Source organism: Akkermansiaceae bacterium (assembly GCA_019634595.1).
Lineage (GTDB): Bacteria > Verrucomicrobiota > Verrucomicrobiia > Verrucomicrobiales > Akkermansiaceae > Luteolibacter.
Map to the genome: position 1 here is coordinate 357,455 of JAHCBC010000001.1, position 25,906 is coordinate 383,360.

Here is a 25,906-nt window from a genome sequence, read left to right on the forward strand (position 1 = left end):
AATACGGCAGGTGGAGCGATTGGCAGACCTTGGTCGCCCACTTCGGGAAACCGGCCTTGGCCGATCTGGTCAAAAACATCCGCAGTCTCCAACCTCGCGCGTTCGCTTTCTGCTGCGCTTGGTTCGAATTACCTCCAACTTCCTTCCGATGCTTCGCTTCGATGCCGTCCCGGAAGCTGTGAAAGCACTGCTGCTCCGGTTGGAGCAGCAGCCTTCGCTGGCGGAATTCGCGCTTGGGGGTGGAACGTCGCTCGCTCTCAGATTCGGTCACCGTCTTTCGGTCGATCTCGATTTTTTCACGACGGAACCGTTTTCACCCCAGCTTTTTTCAGAGGGACTCGGGCTGGCGGATGCGAAGGTCATGGGCATTGCCCCGAACTCCCTCACGATGGATGCCGGTGGCGTGAAGCTCGACTTTTTGCGGCATGCCTACCCTATGCTGGAATCTCCGGAGATCATCGACGGCGTATGTCTGATTTCATTGCCGGATGTCACTGCGATGAAGCTCAATGCGATCGCAAACCGCGGCTCAAAGAAGGATTTTTACGATTTCGTGGAGCTCTTGGAGCACTACGGGCCGCCGGAGATGCTGGATTTTTTCTGCAGGAAATATCCGGCGAGCGATCCTTTTACCGTCATCCGCAGCCTGGCTTGGTTCGGGGATGCCGAATCCGAACCCGATCCGGTTTCCCTGAAAGGTGTCACTTGGGAGGACGTGAAACGGCAGGTGAAGATGGTGGTGGCACGTCTTTAGCGGAGGTGTGGCGGATACCGCAAGAAATCCGGCTGGGTGGATGGCCAGAGCAAACGGGCCGCAGGCGGGGTGGAGATGTCCCAACCGGAGGTCTCACGATTTTCGCTACCTGGTCGCGCCCGATGATGAATATGGATGGGCGGCTGCGAGTTTCCGCTCCGGCGGACCGTTTATTCCAGTATGAATTTTTTCCGGACCCTTCTGGTTTCCTCCGCGCTGGTGGTATCCATCCATGCGGCGACGCCCGGCATCTACGGCATCCCGCCGCGCTTGCTGGAGGAACGTCTGGAAGCGTGGAAGAATGGGGATCCCGCCAGCAGGCCGCCGGTGGAGAGGCTGATGAAGGAAGCGGACGCATTGCTGGGCGCGAAGCCCCTCTCCGTCATGGACAAGAAACTGCTGCCTGCCAGCGGGGACAGGCATGACTACTACAGCTTCGGCATCTACTGGTGGCCGGACCCGGAGAAGCCGGACGGCCTGCCATACATCCGCAAGGACGGGGTGGTGAATCCGGAATCACGGGAGGGGAACGATTCCGTCCCGTTCGGACGCACGAACCACGCCGTGTTCACGTTGGGCCTGGTCTATCATTTCAGCGGAAAGGAAGCCTATGCCGCGAAGACGGCGGAACTGGCGCGCGTCTGGTATCTGGATGCGGAGACGGGGATGAACCCGAACTTCAATCACGCGCAGGCGGTTCCGGGAATGAATGCCGGTCGTGGGATCGGACTCATCGAGGCGTCCACCCTGCCGGACCTGATGGACGGCATCGCCCTCATCCGATCTTCGGAAGCATGGACGGATCAGGATGATACACGGATGACGGAATGGCTCGGCGCGTTCCACCAATGGCTGCGCACCAGCAAGAACGGGCTGGACCAGGAGAAGGCGTCGAACAACCACGGGGTCTATTATGACGTGCTGGCTTCCCACCTCGCGCTGTATCTCGGGGAAAAAAACGAAGCGGAGCAACGCCTGAGGAATGCGCTGGCAAGACGGGTGGACGCTCAGATCCAGGCGGACGGAAAGCAGCCCCACGAACTGAAACGGACCATTTCCTTCAGTTACACCATTTTCAACACGGATGCCTTTTTCCAGCTCGCCACCCTCGGGGAGTCCGTGGGTGTGGACTTCTGGGGGCACCGCGGGCCGAAGGGGCAGGGGCTGAAGCCCGCCATGGACCTGCTGGCCCCGTATGCGGACCGGAAGAAACCATGGAATCTGGGCAAGCAGATCAAACCCGTCGGGCGATCCTCCATCCTTCCGTTCCTACAGCAGGCGCTGCGCTACGAAGAAAACCCCGGCTACCGCTCGCTGTTGGAAAAGCACGGCGGCGTGAAGAAAGATGAACGCTGGCGCCTGACGCGGTGAGGCGTAGGTTGTCCGCGTTCCCATGAACCTCACACGGATCTATACATTCGTCGGGCTGGTCCTCGTCCTGCTCGCCTTCGTGCCGCTGCTGATGGGCAGGTTCTGGGAGTCCATCTATCTGCTGGGCTTCGTGGTCGTCGCGGGGTTCTGCGTGATCCTGTGGAATTTGAAGAGGTAAGGAGGGAGGACACTCCTGTCCTCCGGCTGCAATGGCGAGATAAGAAGGAGAAGTTTTCAGTGTTTTGACTCAGACGATCTTAACTTCCAGTTCGTCTCAGTTGCTTCGCAACGGTGTTTTCAGGAAAGAGAAGAAGGCTGACCGCGATTCTTACGAATCCAGCGAATCCTCAAGAGATGTGCTTCGCCACTTTGCGGTGAATCCTTGATGTCTCGCCAATGCCGCCGGAGGACAGGAGTGTCCTCCCTCCTCACTGAAAGATCCGGTGGCGCGGGACGGCGGATCGGTTAGACTCCCGGGCATGAATCCGGATCTATCCATGGCCCATCTGCTGGCCCGGCTCGCGCTGGGGCTGAACATCGCGATGCACGGGCTGACCCGCATCCCGCGCTTCGGCGAGTTCAAGGGCTACCTGACGAAGGAATTCACGGGTTCCCCGTTGCCGGAGGGTCTCATCGTTCCCTCGGCAGTCGGCATCGTCGCGGCGGAGTCCGTCATTGGCGTGCTGCTGTTGCTCGGCCTGTTCCAGCGGCAGGCTCTCATCGCGGGTGGCGTGCTGATGCTTGCCCTGCTGTTCGGCGTCTGCCTGATCTGGAACTGGGGTGCTGCCGGTTCGCAGATGGTGTATGTGCTCTACTTCGTCGGGCTGCTGGCGACCCTGAAGTATGACAAGTGGTCGCTGGATGCCCGTTTCAGAAAGGCCTGATCCCATGATCGAACTCGATATCCTCGGAGAACACCTGGACCGCGCCTATCCCATCCTCGCGGGGCTGGTCACGCCACGGCCCATCGCCTGGGTGACCACGCTGAATGAAGATGGCTCGGTGAATGTCGCGCCGTTCTCGTTCTTCAACGTCTTCGGGGATGATCCGCCGTTGGTCATCTTCGCGCCCGGTGACCGGGAGGACGGCACGCCGAAGGACACCGCGCTCAACTGCGCCCGGACCGGAGAGTTCGTGGTGAACCTGGTCACGGAGGATCTGAAGGAGGTGATGAACCGCACCTCCGCCACCCATCCCTACGGTGTCAGCGAGGTGGAGGTGGAAAAACTGGCGACGGCCCCTTCATCGGCCATCGCCCCGCCCCGGCTGGCGGATGCCTCCGCCGCGCTGGAGTGCAAGGTTCATGAGATCCAGATCATCGGCACCAACCGGCTGGTGCTGGGCATCGTCCAGCGCGTCTGGGTGAAGGAGGAGTTTTTCGACACGGAGACGCTGCGGGTGAGGGGGGATCGGTTCCATCCCATCGGCCGCATGTCCGTGCCCAACTGGTATTGCCACACCACCGACCTCTTCGAGATGGTGAGGCCGGGGTGAGGATCGCAGGGACTGCTGCGGGACGCAGCAGCCACGGGCCGCGCTCACGCGTAGTAAGCGACGCCGCCGGAGAAGATCGGCTGGTGCTTGTTGCCGGGGATATTCCGGGCGACATGCTGGCCGGCGCGCTCCGTGTGGCCCATCTTGCCGAAGACCCGGCCACACGGGCTGGTGATACCCTCGATGGCGGCGACGGAGCCGTTCGGAGTGATGAACGGATCCAGCGATGGGACGCCGTTTGCGTCGCAATACTGGGTTGCGACCTGTCCGTTGGCGACCAGCTCCGCGATGGTTTCCGGGCTGGCGTGGAACTTGCCCTCGCCGTGGGAAAGGGGGATGCGGTGGATGTCTCCGGGTTGGGTCTGTGCCAGCCACGGGCTGCGGCTGCTGATGACCTTCGTATAGGCGTAGCAGGAGATGTGGCGGGCGATGTCGTTGTGGGCCAGCGTCGGCGCGTTCGGCTCGGAATCGCGGATCTCGCCGTAGGGGACGAGGCCGGTCTTGATGAGGGCCTGGAAGCCGTTGCAGACACCCAGGATGAGGCCGTCACGGTTTTTCAGCAGGTCCATCACCGCGTCCGCGACGCGCGGGCTGCGCAGCACGGTGGCGATGAATTTCCCGGAACCATCCGGCTCGTCACCGGCGCTGAAGCCACCGGGGATGAAGAGGATCTGCGACGCGCGGATCTGTGCCGCCAGTGCGTCCAGGGATTCCTCCACATGCTTCGCGGTGAGGTTGCGGAAGACGAGGATTTCGGAGGCCGCGCCGGCTTCGTTGAATGCCTTGGCGGAGTCGTATTCCGAGTTCGTGCCGGGGAAGGCGGGGATGAGCACCTTCGGCCGGGCGATGGGGGAGGTGCGGTTGCGGATCTGGAAAATGGGGTCCAGCGGGATCTCCGGCAGTTCAGCTCCGGATGCCTCCGCAGGCTTGGTCGGATAGATCGGCTCCAGCTTGCCGGTCCACGCCGCCTGCAGATTCGCCAGCGGCTGGGATTCGCCATTGAGGATGAAGGCGGGTTCCGCAGTGGTCTGGCCGAGCTTCTGCGCGCCCAGCGATTCCGGCAGATCGTACTGGTGCTCGATGAGGAACGAGAAATGACGGCCGCCGAATTCGTTCTCGAAGCTGCCGTCGAAGCCGATGCCATTGCCGAAGCAGCAGATGGCGATGGCCGGGGAAAGGCCCGCGCTGCCCAGCGCCTTCATCGAAAGGATCTTCCCTTCCTTGTTGAGCTTGTGAAGCGCCTCGGCGGTTGCCTTGAGCGCGTCGAAGTCCGGCAGGCCGTCTTCGTCGCACGGCACCTCCACGAGGGACACCGTGGATCCGGCTTTCTTGAACTCCGGGGAAAGGGCGAGCTTCGCATCACCCGGGGCCAGCGCGAAGGAAACCAGAGTCGGCGGGACATCCAGTTCATTGAAGGAACCGGACATGGAGTCCTTTCCGCCGATGGCGGCGAGCCGCAGCTTGTGCTGCGCGTGGAACGCACCCAGCAGCGCGGCGAAGGGGAGGCCCCAGCGGCTTGGGTTGGTGCCCAGCTTCGGGAAATACTCCTGGAGGGTGAGGCGGACGTCGGACAGGCGCGCACCGGCGGCGACCGCCTTGCAGACGGATTCCGTCACCGCATACACCGCGCCGTGGAAGGGCGAGGCGGAGGAAATGTAGGGGTCGTAGGCCCAGCTCATGAAGGTGGCCACATCCGTCTGGCCTTCCAGCAGCGGGAGCTTCGCCACCATGGCATCGGGAGGGGTGAGCTGGTGCTCGCCGCCGAATGGCCAGAGCACGGTGCCCGCACCCACGGAACCGTCGAAGCGTTCGCCGAGACCTTTTTGGGAAGCGACGTTGAGGGATGAGAGTGCTTCCGTGAGGGAAGATGGCAGTTGCTTCTCCACTTCCTTCGCCCCAGCCACGTGAATTTCAGCGGTCTGCTGGACGCCGTTGGTGTCGAGGAACGCGCGGGACAGATCGACGAGGGTCTTGCCGCGCCAGATCATGACCAGACGGCCATCACCGGTGACATCCGCCACGTGGACGCACTCGAGGTTTTCCTTGTCTGCTTCCGCGATGAAGTAGGCGATCTCGGACGGATCGACGCAGACGGCCATCCGTTCCTGGGACTCGGAGATAGCCAGCTCGGTGCCGTCCAGTCCGTCATATTTTTTCGGCACCGCATCCAGGTTGATCACCAGCGATGGGGCGATCTCACCGATGGCGACGGAAACACCGCCCGCGCCGAAGTCGTTGCAGATTTTGATCTTCCGGGTCAGCTCCGGATTGCGGAAAAGGCGCTGGATCTTCCGCTCGGTGGGGGCGTCGCCCTTCTGTACCTCGGCGGAGTTTTCCAAGGCGGTGTCCGTGTGTTCCTTCGAGGAGCCGGTGGCACCACCGACACCATCGCGGCCGGTGCGTCCGCCGATGAGCAGGATGACATCGCCCGGAGCGGGCGTCCCGCGGAACACGTTCGCACGCGGCGCTGCGGCGACGACGGCGCCGATCTCCAGCCGTTTCGCGACGTAGCCGGGGTGATACACTTCCGCGACTTGCCCGGTGGCGAGGCCGATCTGGTTGCCGTAGGAGGAATAACCGGCTGCGGCGGTCTGGCAGATCTTCTTTTGTGGTAGCTTGCCCGGCAGGGTGTCCGCGAACGGGGTGAGGGGATCCGCGGCACCGGTCACGCGCATCGCCTGATAGACGTAGGAACGTCCGGAAAGCGGGTCACGGATGCAACCGCCGAGGCAGGTGGCGGCTCCACCGAACGGCTCGATCTCCGTCGGATGGTTGTGCGTCTCGTTCTTGAACATGACGAGCCACTCTTCCTCCGGTTTTCCGTCGATGCTGACGGGCACCACGATGGAGGCGGCGTTCACTTCTTCGGAGACTTCCAGGTTGTCCAGTTCACCGGATGCCTTCAGCTCGCGCATGCCGATGAGGGCAATGTCCATGAGCGTGACCGGCTTTTCCGTGCGGCCCAGCTTCTCGCGGGTGGCCAGGTAGTTTTTCCAGGCCTCCTGAACGGGGGTGGTGCCTTCCTCGTCGAAAGTCACCTTGTCGATCTTTGTCAGGAAGGTGGTGTGGCGGCAGTGGTCGGACCAGTAGGTGTCCAGCATGCGGATCTCCGTGATGCTGGGGTCGCGCTTCTCCTCATCCCGGAAATAGGTCTGGCAGAAAGCGAGGTCCGCGTCCGACATGGCGAGGCCGAGCTGGCGGCGCAGCGCGAAAAGATCCGTGCCTGTGAGACGGATGAAGCCGTCGATGACCTGCACGTCCGCCGGGGCGGAGATGGCGCGGCGCTGGTAGGGCGCGTCCACGTCGATCTCGTGGGAATCCACCTCATTGATGACGAAGGCCTTGATCCGGGCGACATCGCCTTCGGAAAGGTCGCCTGCCAGCACGTAGATGCGGGAGGAGAAAACGTCCGGGCGTTCCTTGCCGGTGAGGATCTGCACGCACTGGGCGGCGGAGTCCGCGCGCTGGTCGAACTGGCCGGGGAGATACTCCACGCCAAAGGCGGTCTCGTTTTCTGAGAGTGAGAAGAACTCCGAGGAGAAATCCATCTGCGGCTCCGTCAGGATCGCCTTCGAGGCGGCCTGGAACTCCGCATCCGTCAGACCGTCGATGTCATAGCGCTGGATGATGCGCACTTCGGCCAGATCCGGCAGATCGAGGGATTCGCGGAGGTCATGGAGCAGATGGCGGGCTTCGACATCAAATCCGGGCTTCTTTTCGACGAAAATGCGGTTCATGGGCAGCGGTGGGGCGGCAGACGCCTTTGAAGGCGCTGGATGCTAGGCAACCCTGCCGTCAGGGCAAGCGGAATGGGAAGCGGTGATCACCTGCCGTGTATCCTGAAAATCATTCCCGGGTGAATTTTCCTCTCCGATATCTGCCGAAAAAACTGGCCGCTTTCCCGTTTCATACGCAAACTTAACCGGAGTGCCCTTGGACCGTTTATGAGTGCTCCCCCCTCTGATCACAACCAATTCCCGCCGACCCGCTGGACGCTGGTGAGAAAGGCGATGGCACGGCAGGATACGAATGCCTTCGCCGCGCTCTCTTCGCTGTGTGAGATCTACTACCGGCCGATCCTGGCGGTGATCCGGTCACAGGGATACGCCCTGCATGAGGCGGAGGATCTGAGGCAGCGCTTTTTCGCCGGTTTGGTGAATCGGCGGAATCTTGGCGTTGCGACAGAAAAGGGGATCAAATTGAGGGCATTCCTGCTCCAGCAATTGAAGGGCTTCCTGATCGACCACTACCGCCATACCGTTGCCGCGAAAAGGGACTCGCGTAAAAACGAGTTTCTGGATGATCCGCAGGGAGCGTGCCCCGGGGATGCCATGCCGCAGCTTGATTCCGGTTCGCCGGATCGGGATTACGACCGTCGTTGGCGAAAGGCGCTGGTCAGCGAATGCATGCGGTTGCTCGCCGTCGAATGGGAGGAAAACCGCCGGATGGATGGGAATCTGCTCCCGTTCAGTGAGATCGGGCCGATGCTGGGTTATTCTTCCGATGAATCCCAGAGGGACATGGCGGCACGTCTGGGGATTGACCGGAACCTCATCACGAGGGATCTGGCGCGGCTGAGGGAAAGGCTGGGGAAGATCATCAGGGAGCAGGTTGCGCAGACCCTTTCGGATCCATCCGGTGAACAGATCCGCGAGGAGCTGAAGGAACTGATGCTTCTGGAGTGAACCGTTGATTCTCCAAACCAAAGGGGAGGTAATTCCGAGTTATCAGGCAAATACTCCGCCATATGCAGCCCTCTCCACCAGCAGGACCCGACGATATCCCGGACGATGACGATGGAGTGCTGATGGGAAACAACATCACCGCTCTGCTGGGCAATGCCCTGACGGGCCGGACACTGACCGATGGCTTTCCCTGGGAGCTGCCCGGAGAGGATGAGTTGAAGCGGATGTTTCCTTCCTACGTCATCGAGGAAATCCTCGGGCAAGGAGGAATGGGGGTCGTCTATAAGGCTCTCGACACTGTTTTTGGCGGGATCGTCGCGATAAAGCTGCTGCCGCCAAAGTCGGCGTCGGACGCACAGTTGATGGCGAGGTTCAAGCGGGAAGCCCAACTCATGAAGCCGCTCGAGCATCCGGGAATCGTGAAAATCCATTCCTTTGTCCAGACAGGGGAAGGGAACGCCTACTTTGTCATGGACTTCGTGGACGGCCACACCATCCACGAATTGGTGCAGTTGAAACGCATCTCCGTGAAAAGGACCCTGGAGCTCATGATCCAGATCTGTGACGCACTGTCCTACCTGCACTCCCGGGGAATCATCCATCGGGATATCAAGCCATCAAACATACTGGTGGATCAGCAGGGCAACGCCAGGCTGTTGGATTTCGGTATCGCCGGGCGGCTTGATCGGAAAGGGGACACACTCACCATCGCCGGCCACAATCCGGGAACTCCTTTCTATATGGCTCCTGAGTTGCACCGCGGGGATGCACCCACGGTGGCGAGCGATGTTTATTCTCTGGGTGTCACCTTTTATGAGATGCTCACCGGTGAGTGTCCGCAAGTGAATGCGCCTCCCCCTTCCGCCAGATCCCGTGCGGACAAGCGGATCGACAGGATTGTGTTCCGTGCCCTCAGGACCGATCCGGCAGGCCGTTATGGAAACACCGCCGAAATCCGCAAGGCGGTGGAGGGATGTTTCCCCCGGAAAAGGGAACAGCGGAAGGCGCTGGTAATAGCCGGGTGCATCCTGGGGGTGGCGGCGCTCGCTTTCATCGCCATCGGCCGGGGTCCCGCCGGAAAAACGGGAAGGGGTGCGGGTGGGGAAGTCGCCGTTCCGTCCGCCATCGCCCCGGTCCCGTCTGCGGAGGTCGGAGCCTCCGGAGTGCCGGAAGCCAGACCCGGGAACAAAGTCGGTGACATCTTCGAACTGGCGCTTCCAGGAGGCGGCTCGATGACATTCTGCTACTGCCCGGCGGGGGAGTTCATGATGGGAAGCCCCCCCACCGAAGCGACGCGCACGTCCGATGAACAACAGGTAAGGGTCCGCATCAGCCGGGGATTCTGGATGGCCCGCACGGAGTGCACGCAGGCTCAGTGGAAGGCGGTGACGGGGGAGGATCCCAGTCATTTCAAAGGCGACGACCTGCCCGTGGACCGCATCAGTTGGAATGCCGCGAATGATTTCGTCTCCAGATTGGAGATCACCGGAGGATTGGAAGGTTCGTGGAAAGCCACCCTGCCGACGGGTGCCCAGTGGGAGTATGCCTGTAGGGCCGGCAGCACCACGGCTTTCCATTTTGGGGACGTTTTCAACGGAGAGCAAGGGAACTGCCGTGGTGATGAACCCTACGGAACCAACCGCCAGGGGCCCCGCATGATACGATCCGTTCCCGTGGCCGGCTATCCGGCCAATGCATGGGGAATACATGACATGCACGGCAACGTCCGCGAATGGACGTCCGACTGGTCGGGAAATGGCGGACGTGAGGGGGCTGACCCGACAGGTCCTCCGTCCGGAACCGTCCATTCATTCCGCGGCGGATCCTGGGGGGATGCCCCGTGGCGATGCCGGGCGGCAAGGTCTGCCAGGGTGAGTTCGGATGATATGCCGGGCTATTGGAATGGCCTGCGGGTTGCCATCGTCTCCACGGAACCAGCCGTCGGGGGACGGTGAGGATCCATAGGGAGCGGAGAGCTTGGCTTCCTGTTCCTCCATTGCCATTCCGGCAGGATTTGTTCCTGTGCACCCGGCTTGTATCACGGAAAACGGCCACCAGGGCACTTTCCGCCCCTCATATGGAATTTTTTTCCAACCATCCGCAACCGCTCCGCGAGTGATCAGTGAATGGGACGCACTCCTTCGCCCATTTCCAATCCTGATACCTCCATCAAATCAATGAACGCGTTCATAAAGATGCTGCTTGTTTCCTTCCTGTTGTTTTCCCCCGCCGTCCTGGCCGATGAGAGTGAAGTCCGGACATGGACCCAGCTTGGAACGGGAAAGGAAATCATCGGCAGGCTTTCCAGCAAGTTGTTGGACGGCTCCAAGGCTCTGATCGTCAGGCAGGACAATGGCAAGTCGGTCTGGCTGGAGGCGAAGGATCTGATCGAGGCCGACCGCGAATACATCCGGTTGTGGATCGCTTCACAGAATCAGGTCACCGCGCGGATCGTGGCATTCGGAAACCCGGGCTGGAAGAAGGTCAAGACCAAGATCGTTGCCGGAAACAAACCGCTGGTGGTTCATGTGACCGGTGCTGTTCCTCCCCCCGTGCATCAGATCGCTGGATTGCCGGTGCCTCCTTTCACCCGGACCGTGGAAAAAGGAAAGACGCTGGAGTTCGAATTTGGCAGCGGGAGCGTGTACTCCGTCAACGCGCAGGCGGATGGAGTGACCGTCGATTGCGAAACCGACAAAATCAAGACAGGCCTCTGACCCCGGATGCCGCGCCGCCGCTCAGCGGTGGCTTCTTCTCCTCCGCCGCATCACCGGCAGCACGGAGCAGAGCGAAAGGAACGCCAGTTGCGAAGGCTCCGGAATGGGGGTGGCGGACAGGCTGAAATTCGAAAATGTGCCGGCGGCGTTGAGGTTGTTCGAAGCGTTCACCGAAAAGCCCACCGCGCCGATGGTTGGGTTGGTCGAAAAAGTGTGGCCTCCACCGAATTCCACGCCGTCGAAGTAGGTTCTCATCACCCATTGGGCCTGGGAGGTGTCGAGCGTGATGCGGAAAGTGTGGATTGCGGTGACGGCGGCGCCTGGGACGCTGCCGTTGAAGCCCGTGATGTCGGTTCCTCCTGCGCCCCTTGCGACGTAGGTGCCGGCGTTCCGGAAGAATATCACCGGACCTTGCGTGTTCGAGGAGGTGAGGGCGGTGGTCACCCCTGGAGTGGCACTGCCAAAGAATCCCATCTGCATGGAGCGGGACGCGCTGTTGACCTCCGCGAACGCCATCGAAATCTGGTAATCGTAAAGGAAATTCACCTGCGGGGTGAAGGGCAGGTAAGCCGCCCGGCTCGCGTTCGCCTCAGATGCCAGGCTCACGCCGTTGCTGCCGTTGAAGAGGATGGATGCCTGGGCCGTCCATGTCGCGGAGGCCGAACCTCCTTCGCCGGCGAGGCGCGTGTCAGGGATCGATCCTTGCAGCGCCGACGCGGCGGTCCCGCTGAAGTCATCCTGGTAGATGATGGCGGCGGATGCCGCTGGCAGCGCCGCAGCGATGACAAGGGAGACGAGGATGGGGGTTTTCATGGCAGGGGGTTCCTGTCATGGGGAATCTATCCGCATGACAGATGGATGGTCCACTTTGCCAAAGTGCGGGGACTGCGCAAGCTTTCAATGAATTTCAGGATGCGTAACCGCCCAGTGCCTTCTCATGGAGTTTCTCCAGCATCAACTCCCCGATGGGTGTCGGGTCCGGATACTCGAAGATCCCGCCCTCATAGTTCCGCAGGGTGACCTTGCCGGGAGCCGTCTCCACGACGTAGTTCGGGTTGATCGGGATCTTTCCGCCGCCGCCGGGGCCGTCGATGACATACTGCGGGATGGCGTAGCCGGTGGTGTGGCCGCGCAGACCGTCGATGATCGCCACGCCTTCCGCCACCGAGGTGCGGAGGTGGGAGGAGCCGGTGATGAGGTCGCACTGGTAAAGGTAGTACGGTCGCACCCGGCACATCAGCAGCTTGTGGACGAGCGCTTTCTGCACTTCCACGGAGTCGTTCACCCCGCGCAGCAGCACGCTCTGGTTCCCCATCGGGATGCCCGCGTCCGCCAGACGGCCGAGGCCCTCGCGCACCTCCGTGGTCAGCTCGCGCGGATGGTTCGTGTGGATGGAGATGAAGAGGGGGTGATGCTTCCGCAGCATGGCGCACAGCTCCGGAGTGATGCGCTGGGGCAGAAAAATGGGGATGCGTGAGCCGATGCGGACGAACTGGATGTGCGGGATGGAGCGCAGCCGGGTCAGCAGCCGGTCGAGGATGCTGTCGGTGAGCAGCAGGGGATCCCCGCCGGAAAGCAGCACGTCCCGCACCTCCGTGTGGGCCTCCAGATACTTGAACGCGGCTTCCCAATTCATCTCCAGGTGCTGCTCACCCACGCCGGACACCACGCGGGAGCGGGTGCAGTAGCGGCAGTAGGACGCGCAGCGGTCCGTCACCAGGAACAGCACACGGTCCGGATAGCGGTGGACCAGCCCGGGCACCGGCATGTGGGAGTCCTCCCCGCACGGATCGGACAGTTCCTCCGGTGCGGTCCAGCCTTCCTCGATGCGCGGGATGATCTGGCGGCGGATGGGGCAGTCCGGATCGTCCTTGTCGATCAGGTTGAAAAAGTGCGGCGTGATGGACATCGCCAGCTTGTTCCCGGCCAGCAGCACGCCCGCCCGCTCGATGTCCGTCAGGTTGATGCGGGACTCCAGGTCGGACAGCGTGTTGATCCGGTTGCGGAGCTGCCACTTGTAGTCGTCCCATTTTTCCGTGTCCTCACCGGTCCAGTAGCCGGGCGCATGGGAAATGAAGGCTGGATCGAAGTCGGTGGGTCGCATCATGGATTGCTGCGGAATTGGCTAATGTTCGATGATGATCGAAATAAAGCAACGGACTTTTTCAGAGCCGGCACGGGTCATTTTATAACAGACCGGGGCGGATGCTTCATTTATTTTCGATGGCCAGCCTGCGGATCAGTTCCACCAGCCTCCCGGTGGAACCGGAGACGGTCGGGGCGAAGGGTTCACGGTCATCCGCTTCATCCGGAGTGAGGATCGCACGGGTGGCCACGCGGACCGCAGGCACATCCATTTCGAAGAGGATGCTGGCCAGGTCGCTGTCCTCGCCGAGGCAGGCGACCTCCGCGCCGACGATCTTTCCGAGGTCATCCATTTTGGAGAGGGGGAGGGCGTTCACATTCCGGGAGGTCAGCCAGAGGGATTCGGCATCTCCCATGGCCTCCACGGCGAGAACGGCGGAAGGAGGAGTCTCCCGCATCAAGTCCCGCAGGACCGTGGTGCTCTCCAGCACCGGTGAATCGCGGTCATTCAGGTGGGGCACGAACGCGAAATGAACGGAACGGTCGGGCTTGTCAGATGCCATGGCCTGTGCGGCGGCGAAGGTGGCGGCCAGACCGGTGGCGTTCGCTTCCGCGCCTTTGCTGCCCGGACGGCTGTCGTACGAGGTGACCACCCACACCGGACCTTCGTCCGACTTTCCGCGGATGGTCACCTGGAGAATGGGCCATGCGGCGGGGCCGCGGTGCTTTTTCACGGCGAAACCGGTGTTCGACGGACCCAGCAGGCCTTCGATCATCGAGGCCATCCGGGAAAGATTCGCCGCCGCCGCATCCGATGATGGGTTCCGTTCCCCGATGACGGTCACGATCTTCTTGAGATCATCCGCCAGCAGAGGGGTGGAAACGGATTGGGCGAAACGCGCCTGCTCTTTCTCCGCTTCCTTCTTCTCATGTCGGAAAAGCAACCAGATGCCCGCGGTGGCGGAGACGATCAACCACACGGGGATGATGACCAGCAGGATGGGCGTCCAGCGGCGGCGGGGCTTTTCGGCGGTCATCGCGTCCTTTCAGGGGATTCCGCAGGGATGGTTTCGCTGGTGTTGATCGTCGCCGGATTTTCATCGGTCTCCGGATCAGGCTCCAGTTCCACTTCGATTTCTTTCCTGAGACGCTGGGAGATGAGCGGGCGGATCAGCCCGTAGAGCAGATAGACGCTGAACAGCACCACCGGCATGACGTAGCGGAACTTCACCGTGATGACCACGACGACCGCCGCGATGACGATGGCCCACAGGGTGCTGCGGGTGCGGAGGTCCACTTTCTTGAAGCTGGGGTAGCGCACGTCGCTGATCATCAGGGCGGACAGCCCCAGCATGGCGGCAGCCAGCGCGTATTTCCAGAAGCCGAGGTCGCGGTCCGTGCGGTAGATGTCGATGATGAGGAAGGTGAGGGAGGCGATGAAACCCGCCGCCATCGGGATGGGGATGCCGCGGAAGTCCGTGGAGGCGTTCGGCTTTTTAGGCAGCGCCGCCAGGCAGTTGAAGCGCGCCAGCCGCATGGCTCCGCACAGCAGGTAGACGAAGGCGAGGATCCAGCCGATGTTCGACGGCAGGGAGAACAGCACCGCCTTGCTGACCAACATGGCCGGGGCCATGCCGAATGAAACGATGTCCGCCAGCGAGTCGAACTCCCGGCCGAACGGGGAGTCCTGGCCCCCCAGGCGGGCGAGGCGGCCGTCCAGCAGGTCGAAGAGACAGGAGCCGAAAATGAGCAGGATGGCGTATTCGTAGTATTTCTTGGAAATCTGGAAATACTCGGATCCCGGCATGTAGTAGTCCTTCAGGTCACCGGCGGCTTTCTTGATTTCCACCACGCGGTTCACCTCGATCATGCCGAAAAAGATCATCAGCACGGCGAAAAACCCGCACGCCAGGTTGCCCGCCGTCATCAGGTTCGGCAGGAAATAGATCTTCGGTTCGTCCGGGTCCCGGTACTTCGGCATGAAGGGAGGCTAGAACATCGAACATCGAACGTCCAACATCGAACGCCGAAGGAAAGATGAATGCGGAGGGAATTTCAGATTTTGGGAGGTTCGTCCGGACCACAGCACCCAAAAAGCCGTGCATCCGCCGTCACGTCCCCATCCACCTTGATCTCAATGTTCGATGTTGGACGTTCGATGTTCGATGTTCTACCTTCCTCCCATGAGCGTGGCGGAGCTGTCCCCGGGGACGAAAATGGGTGAAATCATGGAAGCGCTGCCGGGTGCCCGGCGGGCGCTGTTCGCCCGCTATCACCTGGGCGGCTGTTCGAGCTGCGCGTTTTCCGACACGGAAACCTTGGCTGAATTGGCGGTCCGCTCGGAGATCGATCCGGACGAGGTGCTGGCCCATCTGCTGTCCAGCCATGAGCATGATGCGGAGATGCTCATTTCCCCGCCGGATCTGAAAAGCCGTCTGGATGCCGGGGAAAAGATCGTCGTGGTGGACGTAAGGACGCGCGAGGAACACGAAGCCGTCGCCATTGCCGGGTCCGCGTTTTTCACCCAGGAGAGCCAGCAGCAGTTCTTTTCGCTGCCGCCGGAGACGGTCATCGTCATCTATGACCATATGGGCCGGAGCGTGCTCGACCAGGTGGCATGGTTCCGCGGCCACGCCATGAAGGAAACCTACGGTCTGCAGGGCGGCATCGACGCCTGGAGCAGGGAGGTGGATACCTCCGTGCAGCGCTACCGGCTGGAGATGGAGTGACAAAAAAACGGCCGCCTCCGTGAGAGGCAGCCGTTTTTGGAAGAGGGAAGATGCCGGTCTGAAGACCAGCGCTCCCAGCGGGGCATCAGCCGATGACTTCCGGCCACTCGGTGTGGGCGAAGACACCGCGTGGCTTGTCCGTGCGCTCATAGGTGTGCGCGCCGAAGAAGTCGCGCTGGGCCTGCAGCAGGTTTGCTGGCAGGACCGCGCTGCGGTAGCTGTCATAGTAGCCGAGGGAGGCGCTGAACGCTGGCACCGGGATGCCGGCCAGCGTGGCCTGGGCGATGACTTCACGCCAGTTCTGCTGGAATTCGTTGAGCAGCTTCGTGAAGAACGGTGCGAGCATCAGGTTGCTCAGCTCCGGGTTGGAGCGGTAGGCGTCCGTGATGTCGTTGAGGAAGCGGGCGCGGATGATGCAACCCCCGCGCCAGATGGCGGCGATCTTGCCAAGGTCCAGGTTCCAGCCCTTCTCCTTGCCCATGGTGGCGATCAGGTCGAGGCCCTGTGCGTAGGAGATGATCTTGGAGGCGAACAACGCGTCGTGCACCTTTTTCACCAGCTCGGCCTTCTCGGCGGAGATCTCGGCCTTCGGTCCTTCGAGGATGGCGGAAGCCTCCACGCGCGCGTCTTTCATGGAGGAAAGGATGCGGGCCTCCACGGCGGCGTTGATGGTGGAGATGACGACGGCGTTTTCCACCGCGTTCATGATCGTCCACTTGCCGGTGCCCTTCTGGCCGGCGGTGTCCAGGATCAGCTCGACGAGAGGCTTGCCGGTTTCCGGGTCCTTCTGGCCGAAGATCTTCGAGGTGATCTGGATCAGGTAGGACTCCAGGTCGCCAGCGTTCCAGTCGGTGAAGACCTGCTCCAGCTCCGCGGAGGTGAAGCCTGCGGCCTTGAAGATGTTGTAGGCCTCACAGATGAGCTGCATGTCACCGTACTCGATGCCGTTGTGGATCATCTTCACGTAGTGACCGGCACCGCCTGGGCCGATGTGGGTGACGCATGGCTCGCCTTCGGCGACAGCGGCGATGGATTCGAAGATCGGCTTCATCACTTCCCAGGTGGAAAGCGGGCCGCCCGGCATGATGGACGGGCCTTTGCGAGCGCCTTCCTCACCACCGGAAACGCCGGCGCCGATGAAGCGGAAGCCGAGGTCACCCAGCCATTTGTCGCGGCGCTCGGTGTCGGTGTAGAGGGAGTTGCCTCCGTCGATGACGATGTCACCAGGAGCAAGGAGAGGGATGAGGGATTCGATGACGGCATCGACCGGACCACCGGCTTTGACCATGATCATGATCTTGCGCGGGGAGGCCAGGGAGTTGACGAAACCTTCCAGCGTGTGCTCGCCGACCAGTTTTTTGTCCGGGTGCTTCGCAACGAACTCGTCGGTGACGGAAGTGGTCCGGTTATAGACGGAAACCTGGAATCCGCGGGATTCCACGTTGAGAACGAGATTCTGACCCATAACGGCCAGACCAATGAGTCCGAAGTCGCTGTTGCTCATATAATGTGCCAGATATGCGGTTGGCGGGGGACGGTGTAGGCAACCCGGCGGCGGGGCGCAACCTCTTGTTGGCTTTCTTGCATGCATTTCTTCCATCCGGGGGATGAATGGCGGAAATGGGGTGGGAAAGAGGGAGGCCGTCCTTGTCTCCTGTCTGCCTCCGCCGGAGCCTGTCACGGATTTGTGCGCATGGCCGTGCCAACCGTGGGTTGCCATCGTGGAATCGTTCCGCCACAGTCCTCCTGTGAATTTACCGAATGCGATCACTTTCTCCCGTCTGGTGATGACAGCGGCCTTTGTGGCGGCGGTGTCCTTCCGCAACGCGGAGGGCTATGGGATCGGGCTGGTGCTGTTCGTCATCGCGGCGATCAGTGATTTCGTCGATGGCTGGCTGGCCCGGAAAATGGGACTCGTCACCCCGCTCGGAAAGCTGATGGACCCGCTGGCGGACAAGATCCTGGTGAGCGCCGCCTTCGTTTTCCTGACGGAACACAAGCTGTGCCCGGTATGGGTCACCGCGCTCATCATCGGCCGGGAGTTCCTGGTCACCGGCCTGCGCCAGATCGCCGTGGAGGCCGGGCAGGTCATCGCCGCGGACAATCTCGGGAAGTGGAAAACCGGGTTCCAGCTCACCTTCTGCATCACCGGTCTGGTGTGGCTGACGCTGGACCACATGGACGACCTGAACCCGTTCCTCGGGTTCTTCGAATGGTTGACCAAGCCGTGGGCACAAGGAGGATGGGTGATGCCCCTGTCCCTGTGGATCGCCACCGCGCTCACCCTGATCTCCGGATGGAACTACGTCTGGAGCAGCAGGGATCTCCTGCGGGCGAAGAAGTGAGGAAAACGCCGGGAGCACCCACGGGGGAAGCGCCACGGACGCGCCAGCGTCATGGAGTGCGGCGGCCCTCCTCCGCTTTGGGGGTGAAGGTCACCTGCCGGGTGATGTGGTCGAAGCCACCACGCTCCAACTTGCGGATGTCATCCTTCATTTCGGGAAGGCCATTCCCGCGACTGATGGCGGCGGAAGACTGCCGCACTCCATGACGTGCCGCGTCCGGGGAGGATGCCATAGAAGGGGCAAGGCTGCGGGATGTGAGAAAATTCCACGCTTGCCAGCCGACGCGTCATCCTCACCCCCATAAACATGGAAACCCTGCCAGCGGGGGGACTGGCAGGGCTTTCATGGATGTCGGGGGGAACCGTCCTATTGGCTTGGTCGCCGCAGGGACGGGAACCGTTCAAACTCCGCTTGCTTCACCGGTTGCGGCAATCCACATCGGTGACGGGTGGAGGATTGAACGGGGGGGGAGGGGGGAAGGGGTAGCGCGGGCGGTCCAGCGGGTCGCCGATGATCACGCGTGGGGGAGGCGGCGGGATGACTTCCTTGCCGCTTTTCGCGCTCTTGGCACTCTTGGAGGAGTAACCGCTTTCACCGCTGCCTGGATCCAGGCGTGCGAGCACGGACTGGACCGCGGCGAGCGAATCCGGAACCGCGGCGATGGCGCACTGGGAGATGAGGCGGAGGGATTCCGGGGTGACGGTCGCGGCGACTTCCACCACCTGGGCGGTCAGTTCGGCGTCCGCACCAGCGGCGGTGAGGGCGGCTTTCACCACTTCGCAGGCGCAGGAAGGGTTCACGGCGAGTTCAGTTTCGACGATCTCAAGGATCCTCGCTGGCTCCAGCTTCACGCGCTGCTGCACGGAGAGGCCCAGGGCAGGGCAGTCCTGGTCGGACTTCTGGCCGGGCTCGCGGTAGGTGGCGGAGAGGAGGGCCAGTCCCATCGGGAGGCTCTGCGCCGCCGCTTCACTGGAGGACGTGCCGGCTGCCACCGCGACCTTGCGGAATGGTGAAGCTTCGCGGAGCGTGGAGAGGTCCACCACGTTCTCGACATTGCCGGTGCCGGAATGGTTGGAGCCCAGCGTCGCGGCGTCCTGGGTCATGAAGACTTCGCCGCTTTCCTTCAGATGGGCTGCGGCCTTCGTTGCAGGAACTTCATAGGTGCCTGGGAGGGAGACTCCGTTGAAGCGTTGTGCGTCCCGGCCTTCGAGGTCGGAGATGCCAAGCGGACGGACATCAGTTGAGCGTGGGGCTTCGCTGAAATTTTGAGCCGACAGTGGTACTATCGATCCGAGTAACAGCAGTGCCACCGCGCGATGAAGCGTGGTAGGTTCCATGGGGGGATGGGGGGTGAAAGCATTGGTGTTTTAAGGGATGCAGACCAAGCTGGCAAGATGAAATTCGTGATTATGCGCAATCATACGCAGGTCCTGAAATTTCAGATAGGTTGATAAGATACCCTCCACACCCCTTGAAAACTGGATTTCTGTTAAGCGGAACCGTCCGGATGTTTGAATCAGAGTGATCCATTATTTTAAGAAATGCGGATATTCTTATCCCCGCGGTCGATTCCCTTCGCACCTTGGCGGAAAGAGACAGGTTGTGGATAAGGCGGAAATCGGCGAGATTGGGGCCCGGATGATACCCACCCCGAGCGAAATATTTGCCCAGTATGAGCGTGGCGAGATCGAGCGCGAGGAACTGCATGCGTTGATGGCGCTGAACGCACGGGAACTGATCGCGGAAATGGAGGAGGACCGGCTGAACCCGGCGGCCGCATTGATGGAATATCTGCTGTGTCGGCGGGCGGCGTCCCGCCTGGTGCGGAAGCATGGCGGGCGGCTGCTGCGTGAAGTCCTCCACGCGCTTTCGCTGGAGCGGGACTTTCCTCCGTCACGGCTGCTGTGGAACGCCTCCCACCCGGATGTGCCGCTGCACTGTTTCCTGCGCATGCGGAAAGCTCCGGTGTTCCGCGTGGAATCGATCATCACGAAAGACGGCGACGTGGTGGTCGAAGTGCAGCATGGCTCCGCGGAGAAGGGGAAAGCGACCCGGCGGACCTTCACCTTGAGACGCGGGGCGGATTGGAAACTCCGTGTCGTGGGCTAAGGAGCCTCCGGAAAGAGAAGATCCATGTCATAGGGCAGTGCCAGTCCCGGGAAATCCTCCCGTGTAAACCAGGCCAGACTGCGGGTTTCACCGGGATCGGTGGGTGCGGAGCCGTTTTCCGAAACCCGGCAGCGGAAAAGGACGATGACATATTCCACCTCGTCCCCGTTCGGATAGGTATGGCGGAATTCCGGCCCGCCGAGCACGCGGAATACGGTGGATTGCGTGCAGGAAAGTCCGGTTTCCTCCCTCACCTCCCGGATGACCGCTTCTTCCGGTGTCTCCCCGGGTTCGATCGCACCCGCTGGCAGGCTCCACGAGCCATCGTGCTTCTCCTGGAGCAGTAGCCGGCCGCCATCGTCATGGATCACGGCCGCCACCGCCGGGATGAGCAGCAACTCTGTGCCGATGGTTTCGCGCAGCCGCTGGTAATAAGGTGACATGGTGCGTTTTCTACCAGCTACCGCATGCGGTACCGATGGGGAAGTTCCATTAGCGGATGGAGGGTGGTGTCGAGGGACACGGCTTGCGGAGCGGGTATTTGCGACATTTTGTCGTGAAAAAGAGCTGAAAAGTGCAATATGCCGCCAGTGGGACGCGGAATTACGGGAACTGCGGAATTGTGACACCCTGTGGTGAAATCCTAACTTCGTGGCTGTTGTTTCCTATCTTCGGGATCCGGAACCCCGATCATACAGCACGCCTTTCCATCCAGCCACCATGCCGCTATCCCAGCCCGCCCCCCTCCCTATAACGAAGAAACGAACCGGGAACCTGCCACTCTACCTGGGGTTCGTGGGAGCGGTGGTTTTTTTCCTCCTCAGCGGCATCAACGCGTTCCGCAACACGGTCGCGCTCCGGGAAGGGATGCGCCACGTGGAGAACACCCACACGGTGATCGTGTCGCTGGAGAGTGTGCTGTCCTTCATGAAGGACGCGGAAACCGGCCAGCGGGGATACCTCATCACTGGAAACGAAGATTACCTCCGGCCCTATTTCAACGCACAGACGGGGGTGGAGGCGGAACTGGTGAGGTTGCGGAAAGTCACGGCGGGTAGTCCGGTTCACCGGGATCTCCTGCCAAAGGTGGAGGTTCTTATTTCCGCCAAGTTCACGGAGTTGGAGGAAACCATCAAGCTCAGGCGGGAGCGCGGCTTCGAGTCCGCGCTGGCGGTGGTGGCCACGGACCGGGGCAGGCGCGTCATGGACGGGCTGCGCGACAACCTGGCCCTGATGAAGCAGGAGGAGCGGGGGATCCGGGGCCTGCGGATCTCGGAGATGGAGCAGGCGCACCAGGCGACGATCGCCAGCGGGGTGATCACCGCGGTGCTGGGGCTGGTCCTTTCCTATGCGGTCATGTGGTTGCTCCGCCGCCATCAGGAGCAGAGAAGACGCCAGGAATGGTCCCAGGCCGGAAGGATCGAGCTGGGGGCATCCATGGCGGGGGAACAACGGCTGGAACCGCTGGCGGAAGGCGTCCTCCATTTCCTCTCCCGCTATGTGGACGCGCACGCCGGGGTCATGTTCGTCAGCCGCAAGGGCCGCTTCGAGCGCCTGGCGATGGTGGGTACCTCGGAAGGCGGCGTTCCCTCGAAATTCGAGGCGGGCGAAGGCCTGCTTGGCCGTGCGGTGGCGGAGAAGTCCGTGCAACGCATCGACGATGTCCCGGAAGGCTACCTCACCGTGACCTCCGGGTTGGGCGAGGGGGTGCCGCGTCACCTGTTGGTGATCCCCGCGAAGGTGGATGACACCGTGAATGCGGTGATCGAGCTGGGTTTCATTCATCCCCTCAATGAGGAAAAACAACAGTTCCTCGCCCAGACATCGGAGCTGGTGGGGATGGCCGTCAGGTCCTCCCTCTACCGGGAGAACCTCCAGGAACTGCTGGAGGAAACCCAGCGGCAGAGTGAGGAAGTGCAGACGCAGAGCGAGGAGCTGCGGGTTTCCAACGAGGAACTGGATGAGCAGACGCGCGCGCTGAAGGAGACCCAGGCCCGTCTGGAACTGCAGCAGACGGAGATGGAGCAGATCAACACCCAACTGGAGGAACAGACCCAGATCCTGGAGAGGCAGAAAGCGGACCTGCTGGACTCCAAGGTGGCTTTGGAAATCCAGGCTGCGGAAGTGGAGCAGGCCAGCCGCTACAAGTCGGACTTCTTGGCGAACATGTCGCATGAACTGCGCACCCCGCTGAACTCTTCCCTGATCCTGGCGAAGCTGCTTTCGGAGAACCGGGGTGGAAACCTGACGGAGGAACAGGTCAAATACGCGCACACCATCGAGTCCGCAGGCAACGACCTTCTGAACCTGATCAACGACGTGCTGGACCTCTCGAAGATCGAGGCGGGACACATGGATATCTCCCCCGTGCGGGTTACGCTGGCGGAGGTGTCCGGAAACATGAGGGACATCTTCGAACCGATCGCCCGCGAAAAGGGGGTGAAACTCACCGTGGAGGTGGACCCCAACCTGCCGGAGGCGATGGAGACGGACCCGCAGAGGCTGGAGCAGATCCTCAAGAACCTGCTTTCGAACGCACTGAAGTTCACCGAGAAGGGGGAAGTCGTGCTGCGTGTGGGCCGCGGGCCGAGGAACCAGCTGAGTTTCAAGGTGAGCGACACCGGCATCGGCATCGCCGCGGAAAAGCGGCGGGCGATTTTCGATCCGTTTTTCCAGGGGGATGCGGGAACGAGCAGGAAATACGGCGGCACGGGACTGGGCCTCTCCATCTCCCGGAACCTGGCACGCCTGCTGGGCGGCGAGATGCGCCTCGTGAGCGAGGTTGGCAAAGGCAGCACCTTCACCCTGCTGGTGCCGGAGGTATGGCAGGCACCCGCTCCCGGCGCCGTTCCCGCACCTGTTCCCGCGGAGAAGGCCCCGGATCTTGACCGGCTCCTGGAAGAAACATCGCGGCATGCCCCGGCAGCCCCGGCAGCCCCGCCTATCACGGAAGGAACCGTGCCGGATGACCGTGAGGCACTGAGTGGCCGGGGACGGGTGATCCTGGTGGTGGAGGATGACAAGTCCTTCGCCGAGATCGTCTATGATCTGGCGCGTGAGATGAGTTTCGAGTGCCTGGTCGCCACCAGCGCGGAGGAAGCGCTGCGGCTGGCGAAGCGGTTCATTCCAAACGCCATCGTCCTGGACGTCGGCCTGCCGGACAACAGCGGCCTCATCGTGCTGGAACAGTTGAAAAGCGATCCGAACACGCGCCACATCCCCGTTCACGTGGTCTCCGCGAGCGACTACACCCGCACGGCGCTCTCCTTGGGGGCGGTCGGCTACATGATGAAGCCGGTGAAGCGGGAGCAACTGGTGGAGACTTTCAGGAAGCTGGAGATGAAGATCAGCCAGAAGGTCCGCCGCGTGCTGCTGGTGGAGGATGATCCGGTGCAGATGGACGCCATGAGGGACCTGCTGGGTTCACGGGACGTCGAGGCGGTGTGCGCCCGCACGGCGGCGGAGTGCCTGGAGCAGCTTGGCGGTTCCACCTTCGACTGCATGGTGCTGGACCTCAGCCTGCCGGATGCTTCAGGCTTCGCGCTGCTGGAGAAGCTGAGCATGGAGCATGCGTATTCCTTCCCGCCGGTCATCGTTTATACCGGCCGGGTGTTGAGTTCCGAAGAGGAACAGCGGCTGCGGAAGTATTCGAAATCCATCATCATCAAAGGGGCGAAGTCGCCCGAGCGGCTGCTGGATGAGGTGACCCTCTTCCTGCACCAGGTGGTGTCGGAACTGCCTGCGGAGAAGCGCAGGCTCATCGAGAAGGCGACGAGCCGGGACGAAGCTCTGGAAGGCAGGAGGGTCCTCATCGCGGAGGATGACGTGAGGAACGTCTTCGCGCTGACCAGCCTGCTGGAAGGCCGCGGGGTGAAGGTCCAGATCGCCAGGAATGGCCGTGAGGCGCTGGAAGTGCTGGCTGACTCCCTCCAGGATCCCTCGAAGAAAGTCGATCTGGTGCTGATGGATGTCATGATGCCGGAAATGGATGGCATCACCGCGATGAAAGAAATCCGCCGGCGTCAGGAGTGGAAGAAGCTTCCCATCATCGCCCTGACAGCGAAGGCGATGCGCAGCGACCAGGAACAGTGCCTGGCCGCCGGAGCGAATGACTACCTGGCCAAGCCGCTGGATGTGGAGAAGCTGCTCTCCCTGGTGCGTGTGTGGATGCCGCGATGAAATCAAGGGAATCGGAAATCGAGGAGATCGAGCTGGGGTTGCTGCTGGAGGCGATCTACAGGCGGTATCACTATGATTTCCGGGACTACTCGGAGGCGTCGCTGCGGCGGCGGCTCGGGCAGGCGTGCCTGCACTTCGGCCTGTCGAGTTTTTCCCAGCTCCAGCACCTCATCCTCCATGAGGAGGGAATGATGGCGAAGATGCTCCAGTTCCTCACCGTCCAGGTGAGCGAGATGTTCCGGGATCCGTCGTATTTCCGCGCCTTGCGGGAAAAGGTGCTGCCCCATCTGAGGACCTATCCATCGCTGAAGGTCTGGGTTGCTGGCTGCAGCTCGGGTGAGGAACTCTACTCGCTGGTCATCACCTTCCGGGAGGAAGGACTGGAAGACCGGACGATCTTCTACGCCACTGACATCAACACGGATGCGCTGGAGAAGGCCCAGGCGGGCGTCTATGAACTGGACCGGCTGGCCCTTTTCACCGCGAACCACCGGGCCTCCGGCGGGCGCAGCTCCCTTTCCGACTACTACTCCACCGGTTACGGCCGGGCGATCTTTGACAAGAGCCTGCGGAAACGCACCGTGTTCTCCGACCACAGCCTGGTGTCCGATGCGGTGTTCGCGGAGACGCAATTGGTGTCCTGCCGGAATGTCATGATCTATTTCAACCGGGAACTCCAGGACCGGGCCATCGGTTTGTTCAAGGATTCGCTGTCGAGGAAGGGGTTCCTGGGGATCGGTTCGAAGGAAAGCCTCCGTTTCTCCGCACATGCGGCGGGGTTCTCCGAGTTCGACCGGGATGAGCGGATCTATCAGAAGGAGGGCGGGGAATGAATGCGGAGGTAAAGGTCAACGAGCCGTTTCCTGCGGTGGTCATCGGGGCATCCGTGGGTGCCATCGAGGCGCTCACCCGCATCCTGCCGACATTGCCCGCCGGGTTTCCCTGCGCGGTGATGGTGGTGGTGCATCTGCCCCGCCACTCGGACAGCCTGCTTTCCGCGATCTTCTCCGAGCGCTGCATGATGAAGGTGAAGGAGGCGGAGGACAAGGAACCGCTGGTTCCCGGGACCATCTACTTCGCCGCGCCGGACTACCACCTGCTGGTGAACCCGGACTTCACGCTGGCGTTGTCATCCGACGAGCCGGTCCACTACTCGCGGCCATCGGTGGATGTGCTGTTCGAGTCCGCGGCGGCCGTCTTCGGGGATGGCCTCACCGGCGTGATCCTCACCGGCTCGAACGAGGACGGGGCCGCGGGCCTGGCGGCGGTGTCCGCCGCCGGTGGATATGCCCTGGTCCAGAACCCATCCACGGCGGAAGGACGGAACATGCCGGCCTCCGCCATCTCCGCGTGCCCGGCGGCCCATGTGCTGGATCTGGAGGGCATCGCGGCATTCCTCAACGCCATGAAACCATCTGGCGGCACCTTTTCCTGAAAT

22 protein-coding genes are annotated in these 25,906 nt (G+C 61.9%); 14 read left to right on the forward strand and 8 right to left on the reverse strand.

Annotated features, from left to right (window positions below; all coding sequences use genetic code 11):
• The first annotated feature begins 19 nt into the window (after positions 1–19).
• The 5 genes from KF712_01530 (at position 20) to KF712_01550 (ending at position 3,619) form a co-directional block, all read left to right on the forward strand.
• Positions 20–754 carry a nucleotidyl transferase AbiEii/AbiGii toxin family protein gene (locus KF712_01530; protein MBX3739644.1) on the forward strand — a complete coding sequence of 245 codons (735 nt, stop codon included), beginning with the start codon at positions 20–22 and terminating at the stop codon, positions 752–754.
• Positions 755–934: 180 nt separating this feature from the next.
• Positions 935–2,125, forward strand: a complete 1,191-nt coding sequence (locus tag KF712_01535) for an alginate lyase family protein (GenBank protein ID MBX3739645.1) — start codon at positions 935–937, stop codon at positions 2,123–2,125.
• 22 nt (positions 2,126–2,147) lie between these two features.
• A complete protein-coding gene (locus KF712_01540; GenBank protein MBX3739646.1) occupies positions 2,148–2,303 on the forward strand; it encodes a hypothetical protein in 156 nt (51 codons plus the stop codon).
• A gap of 301 nt (positions 2,304–2,604) precedes the next feature.
• Positions 2,605–3,009: a DoxX family membrane protein gene (locus KF712_01545; protein ID MBX3739647.1), complete on the forward strand. Its 405-nt coding sequence runs from the start codon at positions 2,605–2,607 to the stop codon at positions 3,007–3,009.
• Positions 3,010–3,013: 4 nt separating this feature from the next.
• Positions 3,014–3,619, forward strand: coding sequence for a flavin reductase family protein (locus KF712_01550; protein MBX3739648.1), 606 nt, complete (start codon positions 3,014–3,016; stop codon positions 3,617–3,619).
• Between the two features lie 44 nt (positions 3,620–3,663).
• Here the strand turns inward: KF712_01550 and KF712_01555 are convergent, their stop codons facing one another.
• Positions 3,664–7,356: a phosphoribosylformylglycinamidine synthase gene (locus KF712_01555; GenBank protein MBX3739649.1), complete on the reverse strand. Its 3,693-nt coding sequence runs from the start codon at positions 7,354–7,356 to the stop codon at positions 3,664–3,666.
• A gap of 207 nt (positions 7,357–7,563) precedes the next feature.
• Here KF712_01555 and KF712_01560 point away from each other — a divergent pair, with 207 nt between their 5' ends.
• The 3 genes from KF712_01560 (at position 7,564) to KF712_01570 (ending at position 11,021) form a co-directional block, all read left to right on the forward strand.
• Positions 7,564–8,304: a sigma-70 family RNA polymerase sigma factor gene (locus KF712_01560; GenBank protein ID MBX3739650.1), complete on the forward strand. Its 741-nt coding sequence runs from the start codon at positions 7,564–7,566 to the stop codon at positions 8,302–8,304.
• 62 nt (positions 8,305–8,366) lie between these two features.
• Positions 8,367–10,259 carry a protein kinase gene (locus tag KF712_01565; GenBank protein MBX3739651.1) on the forward strand — a complete coding sequence of 631 codons (1,893 nt, stop codon included), beginning with the start codon at positions 8,367–8,369 and terminating at the stop codon, positions 10,257–10,259.
• Positions 10,260–10,481: 222 nt separating this feature from the next.
• On the forward strand, positions 10,482–11,021 hold the full coding sequence (locus tag KF712_01570) for a hypothetical protein (protein ID MBX3739652.1): 540 nt from the start codon (positions 10,482–10,484) through the stop codon (positions 11,019–11,021).
• A 21-nt stretch (positions 11,022–11,042) separates the two neighbouring features.
• On the opposite strand, the gene KF712_01575 is transcribed toward KF712_01570, so the two are convergent.
• From KF712_01575 to pssA, 4 genes are all read right to left on the reverse strand, one after another.
• Positions 11,043–11,834 carry a hypothetical protein gene (locus KF712_01575; protein MBX3739653.1) on the reverse strand — a complete coding sequence of 264 codons (792 nt, stop codon included), beginning with the start codon at positions 11,832–11,834 and terminating at the stop codon, positions 11,043–11,045.
• 94 nt (positions 11,835–11,928) lie between these two features.
• Complete coding sequence (locus tag KF712_01580; GenBank protein MBX3739654.1) at positions 11,929–13,128, reverse strand: KamA family radical SAM protein; 1,200 nt, start codon at positions 13,126–13,128, stop codon at positions 11,929–11,931.
• Between the two features lie 103 nt (positions 13,129–13,231).
• A complete protein-coding gene (locus tag KF712_01585; protein MBX3739655.1) occupies positions 13,232–14,143 on the reverse strand; it encodes a hypothetical protein in 912 nt (303 codons plus the stop codon).
• Positions 14,140–15,087 (reverse strand): CDP-diacylglycerol--serine O-phosphatidyltransferase, encoded by a 948-nt coding sequence (gene pssA / locus KF712_01590; protein ID MBX3739656.1) that lies wholly within the window; start codon positions 15,085–15,087, stop codon positions 14,140–14,142. Before pssA ends, KF712_01585 begins: the two co-directional genes overlap by 4 nt.
• A 184-nt stretch (positions 15,088–15,271) precedes the next feature.
• Between pssA and KF712_01595 the strand changes: the two genes are divergently transcribed.
• Positions 15,272–15,835 carry a hypothetical protein gene (locus KF712_01595; protein MBX3739657.1) on the forward strand — a complete coding sequence of 188 codons (564 nt, stop codon included), beginning with the start codon at positions 15,272–15,274 and terminating at the stop codon, positions 15,833–15,835.
• An 85-nt stretch (positions 15,836–15,920) separates the two neighbouring features.
• On the opposite strand, the gene gnd is transcribed toward KF712_01595, so the two are convergent.
• Positions 15,921–17,339, reverse strand: coding sequence for a decarboxylating NADP(+)-dependent phosphogluconate dehydrogenase (gnd, locus tag KF712_01600; GenBank protein ID MBX3739658.1), 1,419 nt, complete (start codon positions 17,337–17,339; stop codon positions 15,921–15,923).
• A 244-nt stretch (positions 17,340–17,583) separates the two neighbouring features.
• On the opposite strand from gnd, the gene pgsA reads away from it, so the two are divergent.
• Positions 17,584–18,180 carry a CDP-diacylglycerol--glycerol-3-phosphate 3-phosphatidyltransferase gene (gene pgsA / locus KF712_01605; protein MBX3739659.1) on the forward strand — a complete coding sequence of 199 codons (597 nt, stop codon included), beginning with the start codon at positions 17,584–17,586 and terminating at the stop codon, positions 18,178–18,180.
• Positions 18,181–18,596: 416 nt separating this feature from the next.
• Here pgsA and KF712_01610 read toward each other — a convergent pair whose 3' ends face one another.
• Entirely contained in the window at positions 18,597–19,517 is a 921-nt protein-coding gene (locus KF712_01610) for a hypothetical protein (GenBank protein ID MBX3739660.1), read from the reverse strand.
• Between the two features lie 301 nt (positions 19,518–19,818).
• Between KF712_01610 and KF712_01615 the strand changes: the two genes are divergently transcribed.
• On the forward strand, positions 19,819–20,289 hold the full coding sequence (locus KF712_01615) for a hypothetical protein (protein ID MBX3739661.1): 471 nt from the start codon (positions 19,819–19,821) through the stop codon (positions 20,287–20,289).
• Here KF712_01615 and KF712_01620 read toward each other — a convergent pair.
• A complete protein-coding gene (locus KF712_01620) occupies positions 20,286–20,732 on the reverse strand; it encodes an NUDIX domain-containing protein (GenBank protein MBX3739662.1) in 447 nt (148 codons plus the stop codon). The two genes, KF712_01615 and KF712_01620, sit on opposite strands and share 4 nt — an antisense overlap.
• Before the next feature lie 277 nt (positions 20,733–21,009).
• Here KF712_01620 and KF712_01625 point away from each other — a divergent pair, with 277 nt between their 5' ends.
• The 3 genes from KF712_01625 to KF712_01635 are packed head-to-tail and all read left to right on the forward strand — an operon-like array spanning position 21,010 to position 25,903.
• A complete protein-coding gene (locus KF712_01625; protein MBX3739663.1) occupies positions 21,010–24,468 on the forward strand; it encodes a response regulator in 3,459 nt (1,152 codons plus the stop codon).
• Positions 24,465–25,301: a protein-glutamate O-methyltransferase CheR gene (locus KF712_01630; GenBank protein MBX3739664.1), complete on the forward strand. Its 837-nt coding sequence runs from the start codon at positions 24,465–24,467 to the stop codon at positions 25,299–25,301. Before KF712_01625 ends, KF712_01630 begins: the two co-directional genes overlap by 4 nt.
• Positions 25,298–25,903 (forward strand): chemotaxis protein CheB, encoded by a 606-nt coding sequence (locus KF712_01635; GenBank protein ID MBX3739665.1) that lies wholly within the window; start codon positions 25,298–25,300, stop codon positions 25,901–25,903. Before KF712_01630 ends, KF712_01635 begins: the two co-directional genes overlap by 4 nt.
• Positions 25,904–25,906: the final 3 nt, after the last annotated feature.